This is a genomic window from Methylobacterium sp. Leaf118, from assembly GCF_920984675.1.
Lineage (GTDB): Bacteria > Pseudomonadota > Alphaproteobacteria > Rhizobiales > Beijerinckiaceae > Methylobacterium.
Genome location: NZ_CAKLBV010000048.1, coordinates 15,950 through 36,156, shown reverse-complemented (window position 1 = coordinate 36,156; position 20,207 = coordinate 15,950). Strand labels below are relative to the sequence as shown.

16 protein-coding genes are annotated in these 20,207 nt (G+C 71.7%); 15 read left to right on the top strand and 1 reads right to left on the bottom strand.

Translation table 11 applies throughout. The features are described 5' to 3' along the window. From infB to truB, 3 genes are all read left to right on the top strand, one after another. Positions 1 to 2,056: translation initiation factor IF-2 (gene infB, locus LW587_RS17860; protein WP_232630942.1), on the top strand; the 2,056-nt coding region annotated here is incomplete at its 5' end. Positions 2,057 to 2,155: 99 nt separating this feature from the next. Further along, complete coding sequence (gene rbfA, locus LW587_RS17855) at positions 2,156 to 2,581, top strand: 30S ribosome-binding factor RbfA (RefSeq protein ID WP_232630941.1); 426 nt, start codon at positions 2,156 to 2,158, stop codon at positions 2,579 to 2,581. Positions 2,582 to 2,778: 197 nt separating this feature from the next. After that, complete coding sequence (gene truB, locus LW587_RS17850) at positions 2,779 to 3,810, top strand: tRNA pseudouridine(55) synthase TruB (protein WP_232630940.1); 1,032 nt, start codon at positions 2,779 to 2,781, stop codon at positions 3,808 to 3,810. A 145-nt stretch (positions 3,811 to 3,955) separates the two neighbouring features. Here the strand turns inward: truB and LW587_RS17845 are convergent, their stop codons facing one another. Then, the gene (locus LW587_RS17845) at positions 3,956 to 4,990 is read right to left on the bottom strand and encodes an aspartate-semialdehyde dehydrogenase (protein WP_232630939.1); all 1,035 of its coding nucleotides are present in this window, start codon (positions 4,988 to 4,990) and stop codon (positions 3,956 to 3,958) included. Positions 4,991 to 5,354: 364 nt separating this feature from the next. Between LW587_RS17845 and LW587_RS17840 the strand changes: the two genes are divergently transcribed. The 12 genes from LW587_RS17840 (at position 5,355) to LW587_RS17785 (ending at position 20,176) form a co-directional block, all read left to right on the top strand. Next, a complete protein-coding gene (locus LW587_RS17840) occupies positions 5,355 to 6,248 on the top strand; it encodes a hypothetical protein (protein ID WP_232630938.1) in 894 nt (297 codons plus the stop codon). Between the two features lie 115 nt (positions 6,249 to 6,363). Then, on the top strand, positions 6,364 to 6,777 hold the full coding sequence (locus LW587_RS17835; RefSeq protein WP_232630937.1) for a hypothetical protein: 414 nt from the start codon (positions 6,364 to 6,366) through the stop codon (positions 6,775 to 6,777). A gap of 156 nt (positions 6,778 to 6,933) precedes the next feature. Continuing rightward, positions 6,934 to 7,776, top strand: a complete 843-nt coding sequence (locus LW587_RS17830) for an ABC transporter permease (RefSeq protein ID WP_232630936.1) — start codon at positions 6,934 to 6,936, stop codon at positions 7,774 to 7,776. Between the two features lie 7 nt (positions 7,777 to 7,783). Next, the gene (locus LW587_RS17825; RefSeq protein ID WP_232630935.1) at positions 7,784 to 8,563 is read left to right on the top strand and encodes an ABC transporter ATP-binding protein; all 780 of its coding nucleotides are present in this window, start codon (positions 7,784 to 7,786) and stop codon (positions 8,561 to 8,563) included. 69 nt (positions 8,564 to 8,632) lie between these two features. After that, on the top strand, positions 8,633 to 9,142 hold the full coding sequence (locus LW587_RS17820; protein WP_232630934.1) for an OsmC family protein: 510 nt from the start codon (positions 8,633 to 8,635) through the stop codon (positions 9,140 to 9,142). Positions 9,143 to 9,265: 123 nt separating this feature from the next. Beyond that, on the top strand, positions 9,266 to 9,964 hold the full coding sequence (locus LW587_RS17815; protein ID WP_232630933.1) for a response regulator transcription factor: 699 nt from the start codon (positions 9,266 to 9,268) through the stop codon (positions 9,962 to 9,964). After that, on the top strand, positions 9,961 to 11,370 hold the full coding sequence (locus LW587_RS17810; protein ID WP_232630932.1) for a sensor histidine kinase: 1,410 nt from the start codon (positions 9,961 to 9,963) through the stop codon (positions 11,368 to 11,370). The genes LW587_RS17815 and LW587_RS17810 overlap by 4 nt, the downstream gene beginning before the upstream one ends. A gap of 284 nt (positions 11,371 to 11,654) precedes the next feature. Then, positions 11,655 to 11,996: a hypothetical protein gene (locus LW587_RS17805; protein WP_232630931.1), complete on the top strand. Its 342-nt coding sequence runs from the start codon at positions 11,655 to 11,657 to the stop codon at positions 11,994 to 11,996. Continuing rightward, positions 11,993 to 13,450, top strand: coding sequence for a methyl-accepting chemotaxis protein (locus tag LW587_RS17800; RefSeq protein ID WP_232630930.1), 1,458 nt, complete (start codon positions 11,993 to 11,995; stop codon positions 13,448 to 13,450). The genes LW587_RS17805 and LW587_RS17800 overlap by 4 nt, the downstream gene beginning before the upstream one ends. A gap of 1,078 nt (positions 13,451 to 14,528) precedes the next feature. Then, positions 14,529 to 16,001, top strand: a complete 1,473-nt coding sequence (locus tag LW587_RS24070) for a methyl-accepting chemotaxis protein (RefSeq protein ID WP_269780345.1) — start codon at positions 14,529 to 14,531, stop codon at positions 15,999 to 16,001. 112 nt (positions 16,002 to 16,113) lie between these two features. Continuing rightward, positions 16,114 to 19,071, top strand: coding sequence for a bifunctional [glutamine synthetase] adenylyltransferase/[glutamine synthetase]-adenylyl-L-tyrosine phosphorylase (locus LW587_RS17790; RefSeq protein ID WP_232630929.1), 2,958 nt, complete (start codon positions 16,114 to 16,116; stop codon positions 19,069 to 19,071). A gap of 310 nt (positions 19,072 to 19,381) precedes the next feature. Continuing rightward, complete coding sequence (locus LW587_RS17785; RefSeq protein ID WP_232630928.1) at positions 19,382 to 20,176, top strand: outer membrane protein; 795 nt, start codon at positions 19,382 to 19,384, stop codon at positions 20,174 to 20,176. The last annotated feature ends 31 nt before the right edge of the window (positions 20,177 to 20,207 follow it).

Sequence of the window (20,207 nt, the reverse complement as noted above, 5' to 3'; positions counted from 1 at the left end):
CCGCCCCGCCGGCGCGGCGACCGCGGGCCGTCCCGCCGCGCGTCCCGGCGCTCCGGCGATGGAGGACGAATCGGACACGAAGCGCGTGATCCGCCGTCCGGGCATGCCCCTCAAGATCATCACGCCGCCCAAGACGCCGAAGTCCCCGGGCGGCGACCGTAACCGTGGCCGCCTCACCATCGCCAATGCCACTTCGGGCGAAGATGAGCGCACGCGCTCCGTCGCCTCGTTCCGCCGCCGCCAACAGCGGATGAGCGGGCACCGGCACGAGGAGCCCAAGGAGAAGATCGCCCGCGACGTGACGATCCCCGAGACCATCACCATCCAGGAACTCGCCAACCGCATGTCGGAGCGGGCCGTGGACGTCATCCGCCTGCTGATGAAGCAGGGCCAGATCCACAAGATCACCGACGTGATCGACTCGGATACGGCCCAGCTCATCGCCGAGGAGATGGGCCACACCGTGCGCCGCGTCGCCGAGTCGGACGTCGAGGAGGGTCTCAGCTCCGACGAGCCGGATCTCGAGGAGGATCTCGAGGCGCGTCCGCCGGTCGTCACGATCATGGGTCACGTCGACCACGGCAAGACGTCGCTGCTCGACGCGATCCGCAAGGCGAACGTCGTCGAGGGCGAGGCCGGCGGCATCACCCAGCACATCGGTGCCTACCAGGTGGCGTCGCCGTCGGGTGACCTCATCACCTTCATCGACACCCCCGGCCACGCGGCCTTCACCTCCATGCGCGCCCGCGGCGCCAAGGTGACGGACATCGTCGTGATCGTGGTGGCGGCCGATGACGGGGTCATGCCGCAGACCGTCGAGGCGATTCAGCACGCCAAGGCGGCGGGCGTCCCGATCATCATCGCGATCAACAAGATCGACAAACCGGACGCGAACCCGCAGCGGGTCCGCACCGAGCTGCTCCAGCACGACATCCAGGTCGAGTCGATGGGTGGCGAGACCCTCGAATTCGAGGTCTCGGCCAAGACCGGCGACGGCCTGCCCGACCTGCTGGAGGGCCTGCAGCTCCAGGCCGAGATCATGAACCTGCGCTCCAACGAGAAGCGCGACGGCGAGGGCACCGTGATCGAGGCCCAGCTCGACCGCGGCCGCGGCCCCGTGGCCACGGTCCTGGTCCAGCGCGGCACGCTGTTCACCGGAGACATCGTCGTGGCCGGCGCCGAATGGGGCCGCATCCGCGCCCTCATCGACGACACCGGTCGGCACATCCCCTATGCGGGGCCGTCGGTCCCAGTTGAGGTGCTGGGCTTCAACGGCACGCCCGATGCCGGTGACCGCGTCATCGTGGTGCCCAACGAGGCCCGCGCCCGCGAGGTCACCGAGTACCGCGCCCGGATCAAGCGCGAGCGCATGAACGCCCGCACCGGCGGCGCGAACCGCTCGCTCATCGACATGATGCGCGAGGCCAAGGAAGGCGCCGGCCGCAAGGAGCTGCCGATCATCATCAAGGGCGACGTGCAGGGCTCGGTCGAGGCGATCGTCGGGGCGCTCACCGCGCTCGGCAACGACGAGGTCGGCGTGCGCATCCTGCTCTCGGGCGTGGGCGGCATCACCGAGTCGGACATCACGCTCTCCAACGCCTCCAAGGCGGTGGTGATCGGCTTCAACGTTCGGGCCCATAAGGAAGCCCGCAACGCGGCCGAGCGCGACGGCACCGAGATCCGCTACTACAGCATCATCTACGACCTCGTGGACGACATCAAAGCCACGCTGTCGGGGATGCTGCCGCCGACGCTTCGCGAGGAGCGGCTGGGCGAGGCGCAGATCCTGCAGATCTTCGACGTGTCGAAGGTCGGCAAGATCGCCGGTTGCCGGGTCATGGAAGGTGTGGTCCAGCGCGGCGCCCATGTCCGCCTGCTGCGCAACGACGTGGTGATCCACGAGGGCCGGCTGTCCCAGCTCAAGCGCCTCAAGGACGACGCCAAGGAAGTCATCGCCGGCTACGAGTGCGGCATGTCCTTCCAGAACTATCAGGACATGCGTGTGGGCGATTTCATCGAGTGCTTCAACGTCGAGGAAATCAAGCGCACCCTCTGAGCGGTTCTCCCCTACCGCTCATCGGACAGCGGGGCTGCGGCGAGAGCCGCGGCCCCGTTCCCTTTCTATCCGAGCCGGAAGGCTCCGCTCGAAGATCCGATGGCCCAGAAGCAGATTCCCACCGGCCCCACGCAGCGCCAGCAGCGCGTGGCCGAACTCGTGCGCCACGCGCTGGCGGAGGTGCTCCAGCGCGGCGACATCCAGGACCCCGTGCTCGGCTCCCACATCGTCACCGTGCCCGAGGTGCGCATGTCGCCGGACCTCAAGCTCGCCACCGCCTACGTGATGCCGCTCGGCGGCCAGGACGAGGCGCCGGTGATCGCCGCCCTCGAACGGAACCGGAAGGTGCTGCGCCAGGAGGTGGCTCGGCGGGTCAGCCTGAAATTCGCCCCCGAGCTGCGCTTCCGCCGCGACGAGACCTTCGACGAGGCCGCGCGCATCGACCAGCTTCTCCGGAGCGACAAGGTCCAGCGCGATCTCGAGAGCGGCCCGCGCGACGAAACGGATCCCGCCCAGGACGATTGATCCAAGGCGATTGATTCAAGGGGTTTGATCGAAGGCGATTGATCCAACACGGTCGATTCGAGACGATCGATCCCGGGCGATCGCCCACCCCGCGATCTACGAACGGGGCGGCTTCCCGCCCCTTGCGAGACCGGGCCCGGCCACGGGCCCGATGACGGGACGATTCCCTTCAAAGACACCCGTCGATCGAGGACAGGATGCAGGACGAAATCACTTCCGAGGGCGCCGCCGAGGCGCCGCAGGATCCGCGCGGCGAGGCCCGCCGCGAGGGTGGCGGCCCGCCGCGAGGCGGACGCCGGCCGCAGCGGGGTCGCCCGCGCCACGACCGGCCGAAGAAGAACGACGTGAGCGGCTGGGTCGTCCTCGACAAGGCCGTCGGCATCACCTCGACCCAGGCGGTCGCCATCGTGAAGCGCCTGTTCAACGCCAAGAAGGCGGGACATGCCGGCACGCTGGATCCGCTGGCCTCGGGCATCCTGCCGATCGCCTTGGGCGAGGCGACCAAGACGGTGCCCTTCGTGATGGACGGCCGCAAGGCCTACCGGTTCGAGGTGAGCTGGGGGGTCGAGACCGACACCGACGACGCCGAGGGCAAGCCCGTCGCCCAGTCCGAGGCGCGCCCGACCCGCGAGGCGGTCGAGGCGGCGCTGCCGACCTTCGTCGGCGAGATCGAGCAGGTGCCGCCGCGCTATTCCGCCATCAAGATCCAGGGCGAGCGGGCCTACGACCTCGCCCGCGACGGCGAAGTGGTGGAGCTGGTGGCCCGGCAGGTGCGCATCGACCACCTCTCCGTGATCGAGCATGACGGCGACCGCACGGTGATCGCCGCCGAATGCGGCAAGGGCACCTATGTCCGCGCGCTCGCCCGCGACCTCGGTCGGATGCTCGGCTGCTACGGCCATGTCTCGGCCCTGCGCCGCACCCGGGTCGGGCCCTTCATCGAATCCGGCGCCTGCAGCGTCGCCGATCTGGAGGAGAGCAACGAGGGCCATCTCCACCCCGTCGAGACGGCGCTGGACGAGATCCCGTCCGTCGCCGTGAGCCGCGACATGGGCCTGCGCCTGATGCGCGGCCAGCCGGTGATCCTGCGGGGTCAGGATGCCCCGATGGGCGGCAAGGCCTACGCCACCTGCGGCGGCACCCTCGTGGCCGTCGGCGACGTGGAGCGGGGCGAATTGGTGCCCCACCGGGTGTTCCACCTCGGCGGGACCGCGCCGCAGCGGATGTGAGCGCCCGCCCTCCGGACGATCCCTCGAGTCCGCTCGAGGGGATCGCTCGGCAGGCTCGGCCTGCCCGGCTCCGGGCACGGCCCGAACGAACAACGCCGCCCCGGGAGGGCGGCGTTGTTCGTTGCGGATCCTGTAGGGGCGCGGGTCAGGCGGCCTGACGGGCCTTGGTCAGGAGCTTGCGGTTCACCAGCACCTCGGCGATCTGCACGGCGTTCAGCGCCGCGCCCTTGCGCAGGTTGTCCGCCACGCACCAGAAGTTCAGGCCGTTCTCGATCGTGGCGTCCTCGCGGATGCGGGAGATGTAGGTGGCATCCTCGCCCGCCGCCTCGTGCGGGGTCATGTAGCCGCCGTTCTCGCGCTTATCGATCACGAGCACGCCCGGGGCGTTGCGCAGGATCTCGGTGGCCTGCTCGGGCGAGAGCGGACGCTCGAACTCGACGTTCACCGCCTCGGCATGGCCGATGAAGACCGGCACGCGCACCGCGGTCGCCGTGAGCTTGATCTTGGGATCGAGCATCTTCTTGGTCTCGGCGACCATCTTCCACTCTTCTTTCGTGTAGCCGTCCTCCATGAACACATCGATGTGCGGGATGACGTTGAAGGCGATGCGCTTGGTAAACTTCTTCGTGACCACCTCGCCGGCGGTGAAGACGGCGCGGGTCTGGCTGAACAGCTCGTCCATGGCGTCCTTGCCGGCGCCGGAGACGGATTGGTAGGTCGAGACCACGACGCGCTTGATGGTGGCCGCCTCGTGGAGCGGCTTCAACGCCACGACGAGCTGCGCCGTCGAGCAGTTCGGGTTGGCGATGATGTTGCGCTTGGTGAAGCCCACGATCGCGTCGGCGTTCACCTCGGGCACGATCAGGGGCACGTCGGCGTCGTAGCGGAAGGCGGACGAGTTATCGATCACCACGCAGCCGGCCTGTCCGATGCGTGGGCTCCACTCCTTCGAAGCCTCGCCGCCCGCCGACATCAGGCAGATATCGGTGTCGGAAAAATCGTAGGTGTCGAGGACTTTGACCTTGAGAATCCTGTCGCCGAACGAGACTTCCTGGCCCTGGCTGCGGCGCGAGGCCAACGCCACGACCTCGTCGGCCGGGAAGGCGCGCTCGGCCAGGATGTCGAGCATCTCGCGGCCCACATTGCCCGTGGCTCCGACGACGGCGACCTTGTAACCCATCTGTCCAACTCCGCTGCGCGGGCCCGGATCGTTCCGTGAGCGAACGGCCCGCTCCCCGCATCGACCGGCGGGGGCGCCGCGCATCAAGCGGGGAATCCATAGGCCGAAGCACCCGCCCCGACAGGTGCGAGGTGGGTTGCTTCGGCGGCCGGAGCAAGATGCCGGCCGACCCCGGCTGTCAAGGGGTGAGGCGCAGGCCGATGATGCGGCGGTGAGGCCGCGGGGCGTCTGCAACCGGCGATTCACCATCGTCCGAGAATCACGAGGACACCGCCGCCGCCGGCAACCGCCCGGTGGGAAGCGTCGCGGCACATCTGGCACACAGCGAGGGCCCGCCCGGCCCCCGCACCGCTGGAGGACGCGCATGTTCCCCGATCAGCCCGACGCCCTCGTCGCGGACGAGCGCGATGTCCGCAGCCTCGACCGGCCGCGTCCCCTATCCCGCGCCCGGCTGGGCCTGAAGCTCGCCGCCTGCGCCGCGCTGATCACGGGGCTGACCCTCGCCGCCCGCGACCGCATCCACAGCCCCGAGCCGCCGCGCCCCTGGGCCGATCCGCCCCGCGCGGAGGCGGCCCGAGCCGACGAGACCGCCGCGCGCCGGGCGGTCGCGGCGTCCGAGCCCCTGCTGATTCTGGCCGCAAGGGATCCCGACCTGCCCCCCCGGGTCGAGCCGACGCGCTGGGACCCCAACCTCGGCCGGCGGGAGGACGGGGTGAGCCAGGGCGGCTTCGACGCGATCGAGGCGCCGTATTTTCTCGTCACCGCCACCGATACCGGCATCCGGGCCGAAGTGGCCCCGAGCCTCTACGTCGCCCTCGTGCGACGCGCCGCCGACGGGCGCGGCCTCGCCGTGACCCGGACCGGCGAGCGCGGTGTCGTCGCGACCCGCTTCGGCGCCGTCGAGACCCTGGAGATCACCCTGGCCGGGGCGGGATCGCGGGCCTGCACCGGCTTCCGCAGCCTCGACCTCGGCGCGGTGCATCTCGACGGCTGGCTCTGCGGCATCCTCGGCCAGGCGCCCGAGCCGCGAGCGGTCGCCTGCGCCATCGACCGGATCACGCTCTCGGGCCGTGTCGCCGCGACCCTCGGGGCCGGCGCCCCGTCGAGCGCCGAGCCGGCCCGCGGCGGGGAGGCATGTGGATCCAACGAGATCGCCAAGGCGGCGGTCTCGGACCGTACCGGATCGATCGCCGGACTGGGCGCCCTCGCCGGAGCTGGCGTCGTCCGCCAGATTGCGGCAAAAACGCGGCGGAAATAATCGAAGCGCGGCCATAATTCGGGAACAACGGCCACGCTGACGCGTCTACTCGGCAGAAAGCGGGATTCTTAACGAAGGACCCGATACGGTCTCCTCGCAATCAACAAGGTGTGCCATGCGCTCGACCAAGATCGCCCTTCTGGGCGCCATGACCCTCGCCGCGATCGGCTTCGGGACCAGCGCCGAGGCGCAGGGCCCCTACGGCAATCCTGGCTACGTGCGCGTGAGCCAGCCCCTGCCGATCCGTATCCGTCCGCGGTCCTGGCTCGATGCCGGCAACGTGGTGGAGCAGGGCAACGGCTCGGTCTCGAACCCGGCCACCAACCCGGCCTTCATCGCGGCCTCGAACCAGCTCAACCCGGTCTACGGCCGTAACGATCGCTTCGGCAACGGCATCCTGCCCGATCCGATCACCAACGGACCGTTCATCGGCGCCCGCTCGAGCGCGATCCGCAACGTCGACCTCTCCTTCGTCGACGCGATCGACCCGACCTCCTACGTCTCGCGCTACGGCAACCCGTACCGCTAGGCTTTTCCGCAGCTCTAACGCGACGATCACGGGTCCTTCGGGGCCCGTTTTCTTGTGTGGACGCGGCCGGTCGGCGCGGGTCCTTCCGCCGCGTGGCCGTTTCGATGCTATAGGGCTCGCCCGAACCGCCGACGAAGCCACGTCTCACCTCGATCCATGAGCGGCCCCACCGTCCTCCTCACCGATGCCGCCCCGGCGAAAGCGGCGTCGACCCGCCGGTCGGCCCTTCTCGGCGGGGGCGGGCGCGCGCTGCTCGGCCTGCTGCTGCCGCTCCTCCTCGCGGGGGCCTGGGAGATCGCGGTCGCGTCCGGCTTTGCCACCGGGCGCCTGTTGCCGCCGCCGAGCCGGATCGGCGCCGCCCTGTGGTCGCTCGCGGCGTCCGGCGAACTCTGGACCCATGTCGCGGCGACGCTGATCCGCGTCGGCCTGGGCTTCGCCTTCGGGGCGGGCGCCGGCATCCTGTTCGGCGCGCTCACCGCGACGCTGCCTCCCCTGCGCTGGCTGCTCGATCCGAGCCTCCAGGCTCTGCGCGCCGTGCCGTCGCTCGCCTGGGTGCCGCTGTTCATTCTCTGGTTCGGCATCCTCGAGACCCCGAAGGTCGCGCTGATCGCGGTCGGGGTGTTCTTCCCCGTCTATGTCGGCGTCGCCGGCGCCATCGCCTCGGTGGACCGCAAGCTCGTCGAGGTCGGCCGCATCTTCCGCCTGTCGCCGCTGGCTCTGGCCCGGCGCATCCTCCTGCCCGCCGTGCTGCCCGCGACCCTGACGGCGCTCCGCACCGGGCTCGGCCTCGGCTTCCTGTTCGTGGTGGCGGCGGAGCTGATGGGGGCCTCCGAGGGCCTCGGCTACCTGCTGGTCGACGGCCAGCAATTCAGCAAGCCCGATCAGATCCTGGCCGCGATCATCAGCTTCGCCGTCGTCGGCAAGCTCGCCGACACGGCGCTCGTGACGCTGACGAGCCCGCTGGTGCGCTGGCAGGACACGGCGCGGGAGACGCTGTGAGCCCGCCATGCTGAGCCTCCAGAGCCTCTCCAAGACCTACGCCGACGGCACCCGCGCCCTCGAGGCCATCGATCTCGCGGTCCCAAATGCCGAGATCGTCGCGCTGATCGGCGGCTCGGGCTGCGGCAAGACCACCTTGCTGCGCCTCGTCGCCGGACTGGACCGGCCGAGCGCGGGGCGCATCGCCCTCGACGGCGAGCCGATCACCGGGCCGCATCCGGGCGTCGGGCTGGTGTTCCAGGAGCCGCGGCTGCTGCCCTGGCTCGATGTGGCCGCCAATGTCGGCTTCGGCGTCAGCGACCTGCCGCGGCGGGAGCGGGCCGAGAGGGTCGCCCACGCCCTCGAACGGGTCGGCCTCGCCGAGCATGCGGGCCGCTGGCCGCGGGAATTGTCCGGCGGGCAGCAGCAGCGGGTCTCCATCGCCCGAGCCTTCGTGGCCAATCCCCGGGTTCTCCTCCTCGACGAGCCGTTCTCGGCGCTGGACGCCTTCACCCGCAAGGACCTGCATCGCCACCTGCTCGCCCTGTGGGAGGAGGTGCGCCCCACCGTCCTCATCGTCACCCACGACGTGTCCGAGGCGGTGGCCCTCGCCGACCGCGCCATCGTCATGCGCCCGAAGCCCGGCCGGCTCGACGAGAGCGTGGCGCTGCCGCTGCGCCGCCCGCGCGATCCCGCCGCTCCGGCCAGCGAGGCGGCCACCCGCACGATCCTCGGCGCCCTCGACCGCTCGCTTCGCCCGCGCGACGCGGCCCGGACCCCGGAACTCGCCGGCGGCAGCTCGTTCTGACCTGTCGCGGACGCGCAAAAGCCGCTAAGTCGCGGCCTCGTCGACAAGAACAACCGAAGAGGAAGCCCGATGGACGCCACCGCCCTGCGCGCGCTCCAGGCCCCGCTCAAGGGCCAGTACCGCGACAACCCCGATTCCGCCGTCGTCACCCTCAAGGCCAAGGGCGCGCTCGACGACACCCACATCGCCTGCAAGGTCGAGACCGGCCGGGCCCTCGCGGTGGCCGGCCTGCACCCCGCCACCGGCGGCTCCGGCGCCGAATTGTGCTCGGGCGACATGCTGCTCGAGGCCCTCGTCGCCTGCGCGGGCGTGACCGTGAAGGCCGTCGCGACCGCCCTCGAAATCCCCCTGAAGTCCGGCACCGTGAGCGCCGAGGGCGACCTCGACTTCCGCGGGACCCTCGGCGTCGACAAGGAGGCCCCCGTGGGCTTCCGGGCGATCCGCCTGCGGTTCGACCTCGACACCGACGCCCCGCAGGAGAAGCTCGACCAGCTCCTCAAGCTGACCGAGCGCTACTGCGTCGTCTTCCAGACCCTCAACCACAAGCCGGAGCTGACGGTCGGCGCCTCCCGCGCCTGAGCCGGCACGGCGTTTGCCGGGCGAGGGCGGGCCTGGTCCGTCCTCGCCCACCGGACCCGCCGCGCCCGTCCCCCGGTCGGGCCCGGTCGGGCGTAGCGCACCTCTTTCATCGAATGAGCCGTCATGCGCCTGCTCATCATCGAGGACGACCGCGAGGCCGCCGCCTATTTGGCCAAGGCGTTTCGCGAGGCCGGGCACAGCGTCGATCAGGCGGGTGACGGCCTCGACGGCTACGCCCTCGCCCGGGAGGGCGCCTACGACGTGCTGATCGTCGACCGGATGCTGCCCAAGCTCGACGGCCTCTCCCTGGTGCGGTCGCTGCGCGAGCAGGCGGTCACGACGCCCGTTCTGATCCTCTCGGCGCTCGGTCAGGTGGACGACCGGGTGAAGGGGCTGCGGGCGGGCGGCGACGACTACCTGCCCAAGCCCTACGCCTTCTCCGAGCTTCTCGCCCGCACCGAGGTGCTGGCCCGGCGCAGGGCCGGCCCCGCGGGCACGAACGAGCCCACCGGCTACCGGGTCGGCGACCTCGAACTCGACCGTCTCTCCCACCGGGTGAGCCGCGCGGGCCACGAGATCCCGCTGCAACCCCGCGAGTTCCGCCTGCTCGAATACCTGATGCGCCATGCCGGCCAGGTGGTGACCCGCACGATGCTGCTGGAGCACGTCTGGGATTACCATTTCGACCCGCAGACCAACGTCATCGACGTCCACGTCTCCCGCCTGCGCGCCAAGATCGACCGCGGCTACGAGCGGCCTCTGATCCACACCGTGCGCGGCGCGGGCTACGTGGTCCGGGCCGAGGAGCCACCCGCTCCGTGACTCCGACCGCCGCAGCCCTCCGGGAAGGGCCGCTCGCCCGGCTCGGAAAGGTGTTCCGCACGACGGCCTTCAAGCTGTCGCTGGCCTATCTCGTCGTCTTCGCGCTGCTCGCGAGCGTCGGGCTCGGCTACGTCGCCTGGAATGCCCGCCGGGTACTCGACGATCAGATCGTCTCGACGATCGAGGCCGAGATCAACGGCCTGTCCGAGCAGTACACCGCCGGCGGCCTGCGGCGGCTGATCGCAGTGGTGGAGCGGCGTGCGCGCGAGCCCGGCGCCTCGCTCTACCTCGTGACCACGCCCGCCGGCGAGCAGATCGTCGGCAATGTCAGCCGCGTGCCCGTCGGCGTCCTGACGACGCCCGGACAATACGAGGGTCCCTACGAGCGCGGCGCGGATTCCGACCGGGTCGAGCACCGGGCGATCATGCGGGTCTACACTCTGGCGGGGGGATTCCGCCTTCTGGTCGGCCGCGACACCGAGGAGCGCGACCGGCTGCGCGACGCCATCGGCAACACCTTCGGCTCGTCGCTGGCCCTGGTTCTGGTGCTCGGCGTGGTCGGCGGCTGGTTCGTGGCGAGCCGGGTGCTCAAGCGGGTCGACGACATGACGGAGACCACCCGCACCATCATGGCGGGGGATCTCGATGGGCGCCTGCGGCTCGCCGGCACCGGCGACGAACTCGACCGGCTCGCCCAGAACCTCAACCTGATGCTGGAGCGCATCGGCGAACTGATGCACGGGATGCGGCAGGTCTCGGACAACATCGCCCATGACCTGAAGACCCCGCTGACGCGCCTGCGCAACCGCGCCGACGAGGCCCTGCGCAGCGCCGAGACCCCCGAGGCACTCCGCGCCGCGATCGAGGGGATCGTCGAAGACAGCGACGGGCTGATCCGGGTGTTCAATGCGCTGCTGACCATCGCCCGGCTCGAGGCCGGCAACGCCCCCGACGCCGCCGCCCGGACCTTCGACGCCGGCACGGTCGTCCGCGAGGTGGCCGAGCTCTACGAGCCGCTGGCCGAGGAGCAGGGCCTGCGCCTGACCCTCTCCGCGGAGCCGGATCTGCCCGTCTCGGGCAACCGGGAGCTCGTCGGGCAGGCGCTGGCGAACCTCCTCGACAACGCCATCAAGTACGGTGCCGACACGATTACGGTCTCGGCGCGGCGGGCCGGCGACGCCGTCACCTTCCACGTCGCCGATGGCGGGCCCGGCATCCCGGAGGCCGAGCGCGCCCGGGTGCTCGACCGTTTCGTGCGCCTCGACGCGGCCCGCTCCCGTCCGGGCTTCGGCCTCGGCCTGAGCCTCGTCAACGCCGTCGCCCGCCTGCATGGCGGCAGCCTGACGCTCGCCGACAACCGGCCCGGCCTCTCCGTGCTCCTGACGCTGCCGCTCGCCCGGCCCTGATCGAGGCCGGCGCACCCCGCGCGCGGCGCGCGCCCCCCATGACAGGTCCGCTGCGCGGACAGATGACAGGTCCGCTGCGCGGACTGAGCCGGAGCGGGAATCGTTCTGCCCCCCGCGCAGGGCCGGTCTCGCCGGGCGGCTTCGATCTCCAGACAGATCGCGGGACGGAGCGCTGCACGCGCAGGTCGTAACCGGGCCTTAAGACTTGGGGGCGCGACAATGCATCCTATGTTATCTTTCGCGCAGTTTCCTGCGGGGAACGGCGCTACGGGACCATCGACGCCGTGTCCGCCACCGCCCCCCACACCGACGCCGCATCCTGGCTCCTGCCGGGGGCCGTCCTGGCCGCGAGCCTTCTCGGGGCGGCGTTGCTGAATCCGGGAACGGCGCAGCCGGGCGGGCCGGTGGCGGCTCTGTTCCCGCCCTGGTGGGGCATGACCACGAGCTTGAATGCAGCGGTCACGGCAGGGGGCGCCGTGCTGCAGGTCGGCGCCGTGCCCGGCCTGGTCGTCACGCAATCGCCCGATCCCGGCTTCGACGGCCGCCTGCGGGCAGCGGGCGCCCTGTTCCTGTTCGATCCGAAGGGCCTGGGCCTCTGTCTCCCTGCCGGAAGGCGCCAGCCATGACCCTCAGCTTGCCGCAAGACCTCGACAGTCTCCGCCGCGCTGCGAGCCGTGGTCTGATCGCCCTCATCTGGCTCCATGTGCCGCTCGTCCTGGGCATCGCGCTGGCGCGCGACAGTGCGGCCCTGCCGGCGGGCCTGACGGCCTTCGGCCTCGCCGCCGCGGCCACCGCGACCTGGCGCTGGATGGGCGAGGTCCTCGCAACGCGCGTGACCGTCGCGATCGCCCTCGTCGGCATGGTCGCATGGCTAGTACAGGCCATGGCGGGCCATGCCTGGCAGCTCGACCTGCACATGTACTTCTTCGCGGTGCTCTCGGTTTATTGCGACTGGCGCGTGCTGGTGGCCGCCGCCGGGGCCACGGCCCTGCATCACCTCGCGCTCAACCTCCTCCTGCCGGCCGCGGTCTACCCGGACGGCGCGGATTTCGATCGGGTGCTGCTGCATGCCGTCATCGTCGTGCTGGAGACGGCGGTGCTCGCATGGCTCAGCGCCAAGCTCGTCGGCCTGTTTTTCGAGTCGGCTCGCTCCTTCGCCGAGGCGGGCGCGGCGCGGGCCGCGGAGGTCGAGGCCCATGCCCGCCAGAGGGTGCTCGAGGCCGAAATACAGGCGGCCCACCGCCGCTCGGCGGACGCCCTCGCCGAGGCCTTCGAGGGCAGCGTCGATCGCCTGGTCCGGCAGGCCGCGGACGCGGCGAGCCACGTCCAGCGGTCCTCGCAGGATCTCACCGCGGCGGCGAGCGACACGGCGCAGCGCACCGCCGCGCTCTCCTCCGCCTCCCAGGAGACCGCCCGCGACGTGCAGGGCGTGGCCGCCGCCACCCTTTCGACCTCCGTGCAGGAGATCGGCGCCCACATGGCCCGTGCCGCCCAGGTCGCCGGCCGGGCGACCGACGAGGCGGGCCAGACCCACGAGACCGTGCGCGCCCTGTCCGAGGCGGCCCAACGCATCAACCAGATCGTCACGCTCATCGGCGCCATCGCCGAGCAGACCAACCTTCTGGCGCTCAACGCCACGATCGAGGCCTCGCGGGCCGGCGCCTCCGGCCGGGGGTTCGCGGTGGTGGCGGGCGAGGTCAAGGCGCTCGCCGGCAAGACCGCCCGCGCCACCCAGGACATCGAGGCCCAGATCCGCGCGATCCAGGATCAGACCGATCAGGCGGTGGCGGCCATCGGCCGGATCGGCGGCACGATCGAGGATCTCGGCGTCATCACCCGCTCGGTCGCGACCGCGGTCGAGGGCCAGAGCGAGGCCACCCATGCCATCGCCGACAACGCCGAGCGCGCCGCCCGGCGCACCGGCGCCGTCTCGGGCAACCTCGACGGCCTGACCCGCTCCGCCGACCTCACCGGCACCGCCGCGGCCTCCGGTCTCGACGCCTCCTCGCGGCTCGCCAGAGAATGCGACGCGCTGGCCGAGACGGTGCGCCGCTTCGTCTCCACCCTGCGGGCAGCCTAGAGCCGTGCCCCATCACGTTGAACCGTGAGCACGGATCTCAGTCTTTCGTTGTGTCGCGCTCTCTTGAGCCGAACCGGTGTCCACTTCGGAGGAGAGCGCCCCAGCCGAGACGACGCCGGAACAAACAGGGCGTGCCGGCGCCCGGACCTTCGACGCCGGCACGATCGTCCGAGAGGGGGACTGAACTTTTCGCGCCGCCGGCCACGGAGCCGGACCTGCGCCTGACCCTCTCCGCGGAGCCGGACCTGCCCGTCTCGGGCAACCGGGAGCGCGTCGGGCCGGCACCGTCTCTGGGTGGCCCCGACGCTGCCGATCGCCTGGCCCTGATCGAGGCCGGCGCACCCCGCGCCCGATATGCGCGTCCCCCTGACACGACCCGTCCGCTTGTACGCTCGATCAGCGGACGATCGGACCCGCGGCGTGCCACGTGGCCCTTCCCCTCGAACCGCCTCCGCGTGACAGGCGACCCGCATCCGTTCTGAGGAGCGGCTCCGCGTGAATCCGCCAAGCGCCGGCTTTGCTTGGATTTTTTCCGAAGGCCAGCGTCCACCTCGGCGGCCGACCCGATCGGTGTACCCACAACCTTCGCCGTCAATGTCCCGGACGGCCTCGCCTGTGGCGATACATCCCGGGTCAGGCCGTTCAACGCTGCGCGTAACGGGGGCTTAAGGGAAACGCCCACTAACTTATCTCATGTTATTTTTAGCGCGGGCCCCTCTCAGGGGACCGCCCCAAGGGGCCGTTGACGCCATGCCTTCGATCGCGCCCCGTATCGACGCCGCGCCCTGGCTCCTGCCGGAGGCCGTCCTGGCGGCAAGCCTTGTCGGGGCCGCGTCGCTGGGTCCGGAGCCGGCGGGCCGGGGTCGGCTCTGTTCCCGCCCGGGTGGGACGGCACCGCGAGCCTGAACGCCGCCGTCTCCTCGGGCGGCGCCGTGCTGCAGGTGGGTGCCCTGCCCGGCCGCGTCGTCACACAATCTTCCGATCCCGGCTTCGGCGACCGATTGCGGTGTGCCGGCTCCGTCCTCCTGTTCGACCCCAGGGGCCTCGGCCTTTGCCTGCCTACCCGGAACCGCCTGCCATGACCGTTTTCTCATCGCACGACCTCGACAGCCTTCGCCGGGCCGCAAGCCGTGGTCTGATCGCCCTCATCTGGCTCCATGTGCCGCTCGTCCTGGGCATCGCGCTGGCGCGCGGCAGCGCGGCCCTGCCGCCGTGCATGGCGGCCTTCGGCCTCGCCGCCGCGGCCACCGCGATCTGGCGCTGGAAGGGCGAGGTCCTCGCCACCCGCGCGACCATCGCGGTCGCCCTCGTCGGCATGGTCGCATTGCTGGTGCAGGCCATGGCGGGCCATGCCTGGCAGCTCGACCTGCACATGTACTTCTTCGCCGCGCTCGCGGTGCTCTCGGTCTATTGCGACTGGCGCGTGCTGATGGCCGCCGCCGGGGCCACCGCCGTGCATCACCTCGCGCTCAACCTCCTCCTGCCGGCCGCGGTCTACCCGGACGGCGCGGATTTCAATCGGGTGCTGCTGCATGCCGTCATCGTCGTGCTGGAGACGGCGGTGCTCGCATGGCTCAGCGCCAAGCTCGTCAGCCTGTTCCTCCTGTCGACCCGCGCGATCAACGAGGCGGGCGCCGCGCGGTCCGCCGAGGTCGAGGCCCATGCCCGCCAAGTGGCGGTCGAAGCCGAGGCGCAGGCCGCCAACCGCCGCACGGCGGACGCGCTGGCCGAGGCCTTCGAGGGCAGCGTCGACCGTCTCGTGCGGCAGGCCGCGGACACGGCGAGCCACATCCGGCGGTCCTCGCAGGATCTCACCGCGGCGGCGAGCGACACGGCGCAGCGCGTCACCGCGCTCTGCGCCGCCTCGGAGGAGACCGCCCGCGACGTACAGGGCGTGGCCGCCGCCGCCGCCAGCCTTTCGACCTCCGTGCAGGAGATCGGCGCCCATATGGCCCGCGCCGCCCAGGTCGCCGGCCGGGCGACCGACGAGGCGGGCCAGACCCACGAGACCGTGCGCGCCCTGTCCGAGGCGGCCCAACGCATCAACCAGATCGTCACGCTCATCGGCGCCATCGCCGAGCAGACCAACCTTCTGGCGCTCAACGCCACGATCGAGGCCTCGCGGGCCGGCGCCTCCGGCCGGGGGTTCGCGGTGGTGGCGGGCGAGGTCAAGGCGCTCGCCGGCAAGACCGCCCGCGCCACCCAGGACATCGAGGCCCAGATCCGCGCGATCCAGGATCAGACCGATCAGGCGGTGGCGGCCATCGGCCGGATCGGCGGCACGATCGAGGATCTCGGCGTCATCACCCGCTCGGTCGCGACCGCGGTCGAGGGCCAGAGCGAGGCCACCCATGCCATCGCCGACAACGCCGAGCGCGCCGCCCGGCGCACCGGCGCCGTCGCGGGCCATCTCGACGGCCTGACCCGCTCCGCCGACGTCGCCGGTGCCGCGGCCGCTCCCTGCCTCGACGCCTCCGCGCGGCTCGCCGGCGAATGCGACGCGCTGGCCGAGACGGTGCGCGGCTTCGTGACGAAGCTGCGGGCGGCATAGCCGCGACGACGCCGGGAGAATCAGGGTGGACCGGCCCCTTGAAGCTGGCCGCTTTGCGCGTTTGATGGGCAGGGCCGCCAACCGGCGGCGCTTCCGGACGCTTCGAATCGGTATGACCAGGCGAGAGAACGGGCAGAATGCCCAAGCCGGAGACGATCGGTCCCTGATCGACGGCCTCGGCGCCGCTCCGCCGCTGGCGAACCCGGCCGCGGCGGAGAGCCGGTGGGCCGAGATCGCCGAGGCGCTGCCGGAGCCCCTTCGCGCTGGGCCGGCCCGCGCGCTGCTGCTCGCGCTCGCCGACCACTCCCCCTTCCTGTGGTCGCTCGCCCTGCGCGATCCGGAGCGGGTCGCGCGGCTGTTCCAGGAATCCCCCGAGGCCGCCGACGCGCGGCTCCTGGCCGACCAGCGGGCGGCCGGGCGACCGGGGCCGGCGGGACCGCCCGACCTGGAGGCCGTCGGCGCGCGCCTGCGCCGGAACCGGGCCGAGCACGCCCTCCTCGTGGCGCTCGCGGATATCGGCGGGCGCTGGCCCCTGGAGCGGGTGACGGCGGCCTTGTCCGACTTCGCCGACGCCTCCGTCGGCGCGGCGCTCGATGCCCTGCTGCGCCAGGCCGCCGCCTCGGGCCGATTCCATCCGGCAGACCCGGACGATCCGCAAGCCGGGTCCGGCCTCGTCGTGCTCGGGCTCGGCAAGCTCGGCGGACGGGAGCTGAACTATTCGAGCGATATCGACCTGATCGTCTTCTTCGACCCGGAGGTGGCGCCGCTGAAGGACGGGCTCGAGCCGACGCCGTTCTTCACCCGCCTCGCCCAGGGCGCGGCCAAGCTCCTCCAGGAGCGGACCCGCGACGGCTACGTCCACCGCGTCGATTACCGCCTGCGGCCCGATCCGGGCTCGACGCCGACCGCCATGAGCCTCGCCTCGGCCTATGTTTACTACGAGACGACGGGGCAGAACTGGGAACGGGCGGCCTTCATCAAGGCGCGGCCGATCGCGGGCGACATCCCGGCGGGCGAGCGGTTCCTGGCGGAGCTGCGCCCCTTCGTCTGGCGCAAATATTTCGACTTCGCCGCCATCGCCGACGTGCATGCGATGAAGCGCCAGATCCACGCCGTGCGCGGGCACGCGGCGCTGGCGGTGGCCGGCCACGACATCAAGCTCGGACGCGGCGGCATCCGCGAGATCGAGTTCTTCGTCCAGACCCAGCAGCTCGTCTTCGGCGGACGCCGGCCCGGCTTGCGCGGGCGGTCGACGGTGGCGATGCTCGCAGCCCTTCAGGCGGATGGCTGGATCTCCGAGACCGCCCGGGACGAGCTCGCGGCGGCCTACGCCTTCCTGCGCACCATCGAGCACCGCCTGCAGATGGTGCGCGACGAGCAGACCCAGCGGCTGCCCACCGACGGGGCCGAACTCGACGCCTTCGCCCGCTTTGCCGGATTTGCCGACCGGCTCGCCTTCGAGACCGCGCTGCTGCAGCATGCGGGTCGGGTCCAGACCCACTACGCGCTGCTGTTCGAGGCCGCCCCCGATCTCTCCTCGGAGGTCGGCGATCTCGTCTTCAGCGGCTCGGGCGACGATCCGGCGACGCTCGCCACCCTGCGCAGCCTTGGCTTCCGCGAGCCGGAGACCGCCGCCGAGACCGTGCGGGGCTGGCATTTCGGGCGCCGGGCGGCCGTGCGCAGCCCCCGCGCCCGCGAGGTGCTGACCGAACTGGTCCCGGCCCTCCTCAAGGCCCTCGCCGGCACGCCGGATCCGGACGCGGCGCTCGCCAATCTCGACCGCGCCTTCGGCCGGATGCCCGCGGCGGTCGAACTCCTGACCATCCTGCGCGAGCACGAGCGCCTGCGGCTGCTCTTCGCCGACCTTCTCGGCAGCGCCCCGCGGCTCGCCGGCACCGTGGCCTTCAGCCCGCATGTCCTCGACGCGGTGATCGACCCGGATTTCGGCGATCCCGTCATCGATCCCGGCGCCGTCAGCGCCCATTACCGAACCCTGCTCGGCCGGCCCGACGGGTTCGAGGGCTTCCTCGACCGCAGCCGCGACGCGGCGCGCCAGCTCCGCTTCGTCGCGGGCGCCCGGCTGCTGTCGGGCATCGTGCCCCCGCAAGCGGCGGGCGAGGCCTTCTCGGCCATCGCCGACGCGGCCGTGACCACGGCCCTCGAAGCCGTGATGGACAAGTTCGACGCCGAGCACGGGGCGGTGCCCGGAGGGCGCCTCGTCGTGCTCGGCTGCGGCCGCCTCGGCAGCCGGCAGCTCACGGCGGAATCCGATCTCGACCTCGTCGTGCTCTACGATTTCGACCCGGAGGACCGCACCAGCGCCGGGCCGAAGCGCCTCGACGCGGCGGTCGCCTACAACCGGCTGACCCAGCGCCTCGTCGCCGCGCTCACCGCCCCGACCCGGCGCGGCACGCTCTACGAGGTCGACCTGCGCCTGCGCCCCGGCGGCGGCCAGGGCTCGACCGCGACCCAGTTCCGCAGTTTCCGCAGCTACCAGCGCGACGAAGCGGAGCTGTGGGAGCATATGGCGCTCACTCGTGCCCGGGTGGTCGCGGGCGATCCGGGCCTCGCGGCGGAAGCCGAGGCGACGATCCGCGCGGCGTTGTGCCGCCCGCGCGACCCGGCGGAGGTCTATGCCGCCGTGCGGGCGATGCGCGCCACCGTCGAGCGCGAGAAGGGCGACCACGGGCCTCTGGACCTCAAACTCGCCCCCGGCGGCCTGCTCGACCTCGATTTCCTGGCCCAGGCCCTGGTGTTGGCCCATGCCCACGGGCATCCCGACCTGATCGGCCGCGATGCCCCGTCCGTGCTCGCCCGCGCGGCGGAGGTCGGGCTCCTCGCATGCGGCGCGGCCGAGCGCCTCGGTAGCGCCTACCGGCTTCTCGACGACGTGCATCAATGGCAGCGCCTCATGGTCGAGGGCGACCCGACCCGGGCCTCCCCCGTGGCGCAGGCCCGGCTCGCCCGCGCGGCGAACCTCCCCGACGCGCGGGCGCTCCTCGCCCAGCTCGAGGCCGAGCGGCGGGAGGTGCGGACGATCTTCGACCGGCAGCTCGGCGAGGCGGGGTAGACCATCGGCGCGCGGGCGGGACGGCGTCTCTCTGGCCGTTACCTCTGCGAACAAGGCTCGGGGGCCCGGTGCCCAGGTGAGGGACCGACGGCCGGCCGGGCAGGGTCGCATCGATGGGCCGCCGCGGGGGGACGACTGAACAAATCCACGACCCGCCCCGTCGGGTCTCGATCAGCCCTCCCTGTGCCGAGACGGTTGCTGTCCGACAACCGGAGCCGTTTCCTGCCGAAATTTACCGGACGTTAACCATACGGGTAAATTCTTGCGCCATTCGGTGTCTCGCCTCGGGGATGTCGAGCGGGGAACTGACATGCGATACGCGGTGATGGCGGCGGGCTTGGCCACGCTGATGGTGTTCGAGAGTGCCGGAGCCTCGGCCGCGGACCTTCCGATCCGCTCCGTTCCGCCGAGCGCCCCGCTCGTTCTCCCGAGCTGGACCGGCTTTCATGTCGGCGTGCAGGGCGGCTATCGCTTCGACGAGGCGAATGGCAAGGGAACCCTGTTCGAGCTGGCCTACGGCACCGTGAGGGCCGACCGCCGCTTCGATCTCGACACCCCCGTGGGCGGTCCCCGGGTCGGCTACGACCTCCAGATCGGCCCGTCCTTCGTGGTCGGCGTGCTCGGCGACTTCTCGTGGGGCGACGGCCGGCGCACGGTGAGCGAGAGCCTCCTCGGGGCGGTCACGCCGCCGCCGCAGACCGCGACCGCCGCCCTCGCCGTGGCCCCGTCCGTCGTTCTCGCCACCGGCACCCTCTCGGTCCGCCATCAATGGGACGCCACGGTGCGCGTGAGGGCGGGCTACCTGTTCACCCCCACCCTGCTCGGCTACGTCACCGGCGGCCTCGCCTTGCTCGACGAGCGCGTGACTGCCTCCTACACGGTGAGCGGCCTGTTCGGGACCGCCTACAGAGCCTCGAACACCCGCACCGGCTGGACCGTCGGCGCCGGCGTCGAGACCAAGCTGTTCGATCGCTGGCGCGCGCATGTCGAATATCGCTACGCCGATTTCGGATCGCAGTCCTATAGCTGGGCTGCCGAGGGGTCGAAGGGCAAGCTCCGGACCTCGACCAACACCGTGCTCGCGGGTGTCAGCTACGCCTTCTGACGGGTGTCCGCGCCGGCCCGTCGGGGCTGGC

What these genes read in the sequence shown, in the direction of transcription:
- LW587_RS17820 (WP_232630934.1), top strand. Translation starts at nt 8,633, where the DNA reads ATGGACGCCACCGCCCTGCGCGCGCTCCAGGCCCCGCTCAAGGGCCAG.
- LW587_RS24070 (WP_269780345.1), top strand. Translation starts at nt 14,529, where the DNA reads ATGACCGTTTTCTCATCGCACGACCTCGACAGCCTTCGCCGGGCCGCA.
- LW587_RS17800 (WP_232630930.1), top strand. Translation starts at nt 11,993, where the DNA reads ATGACCCTCAGCTTGCCGCAAGACCTCGACAGTCTCCGCCGCGCTGCG.
- truB (WP_232630940.1), top strand. Translation starts at nt 2,779, where the DNA reads ATGCAGGACGAAATCACTTCCGAGGGCGCCGCCGAGGCGCCGCAGGAT.
- LW587_RS17785 (WP_232630928.1), top strand. Translation starts at nt 19,382, where the DNA reads ATGCGATACGCGGTGATGGCGGCGGGCTTGGCCACGCTGATGGTGTTC.
- LW587_RS17840 (WP_232630938.1), top strand. Translation starts at nt 5,355, where the DNA reads ATGTTCCCCGATCAGCCCGACGCCCTCGTCGCGGACGAGCGCGATGTC.
- LW587_RS17815 (WP_232630933.1), top strand. Translation starts at nt 9,266, where the DNA reads ATGCGCCTGCTCATCATCGAGGACGACCGCGAGGCCGCCGCCTATTTG.
- LW587_RS17790 (WP_232630929.1), top strand. Translation starts at nt 16,114, where the DNA reads ATGACCAGGCGAGAGAACGGGCAGAATGCCCAAGCCGGAGACGATCGG.
- LW587_RS17845 (WP_232630939.1), bottom strand. Translation starts at nt 4,990, where the DNA reads ATGGGTTACAAGGTCGCCGTCGTCGGAGCCACGGGCAATGTGGGCCGC.
- LW587_RS17830 (WP_232630936.1), top strand. Translation starts at nt 6,934, where the DNA reads ATGAGCGGCCCCACCGTCCTCCTCACCGATGCCGCCCCGGCGAAAGCG.
- rbfA (WP_232630941.1), top strand. Translation starts at nt 2,156, where the DNA reads ATGGCCCAGAAGCAGATTCCCACCGGCCCCACGCAGCGCCAGCAGCGC.
- LW587_RS17825 (WP_232630935.1), top strand. Translation starts at nt 7,784, where the DNA reads ATGCTGAGCCTCCAGAGCCTCTCCAAGACCTACGCCGACGGCACCCGC.
- LW587_RS17835 (WP_232630937.1), top strand. Translation starts at nt 6,364, where the DNA reads ATGCGCTCGACCAAGATCGCCCTTCTGGGCGCCATGACCCTCGCCGCG.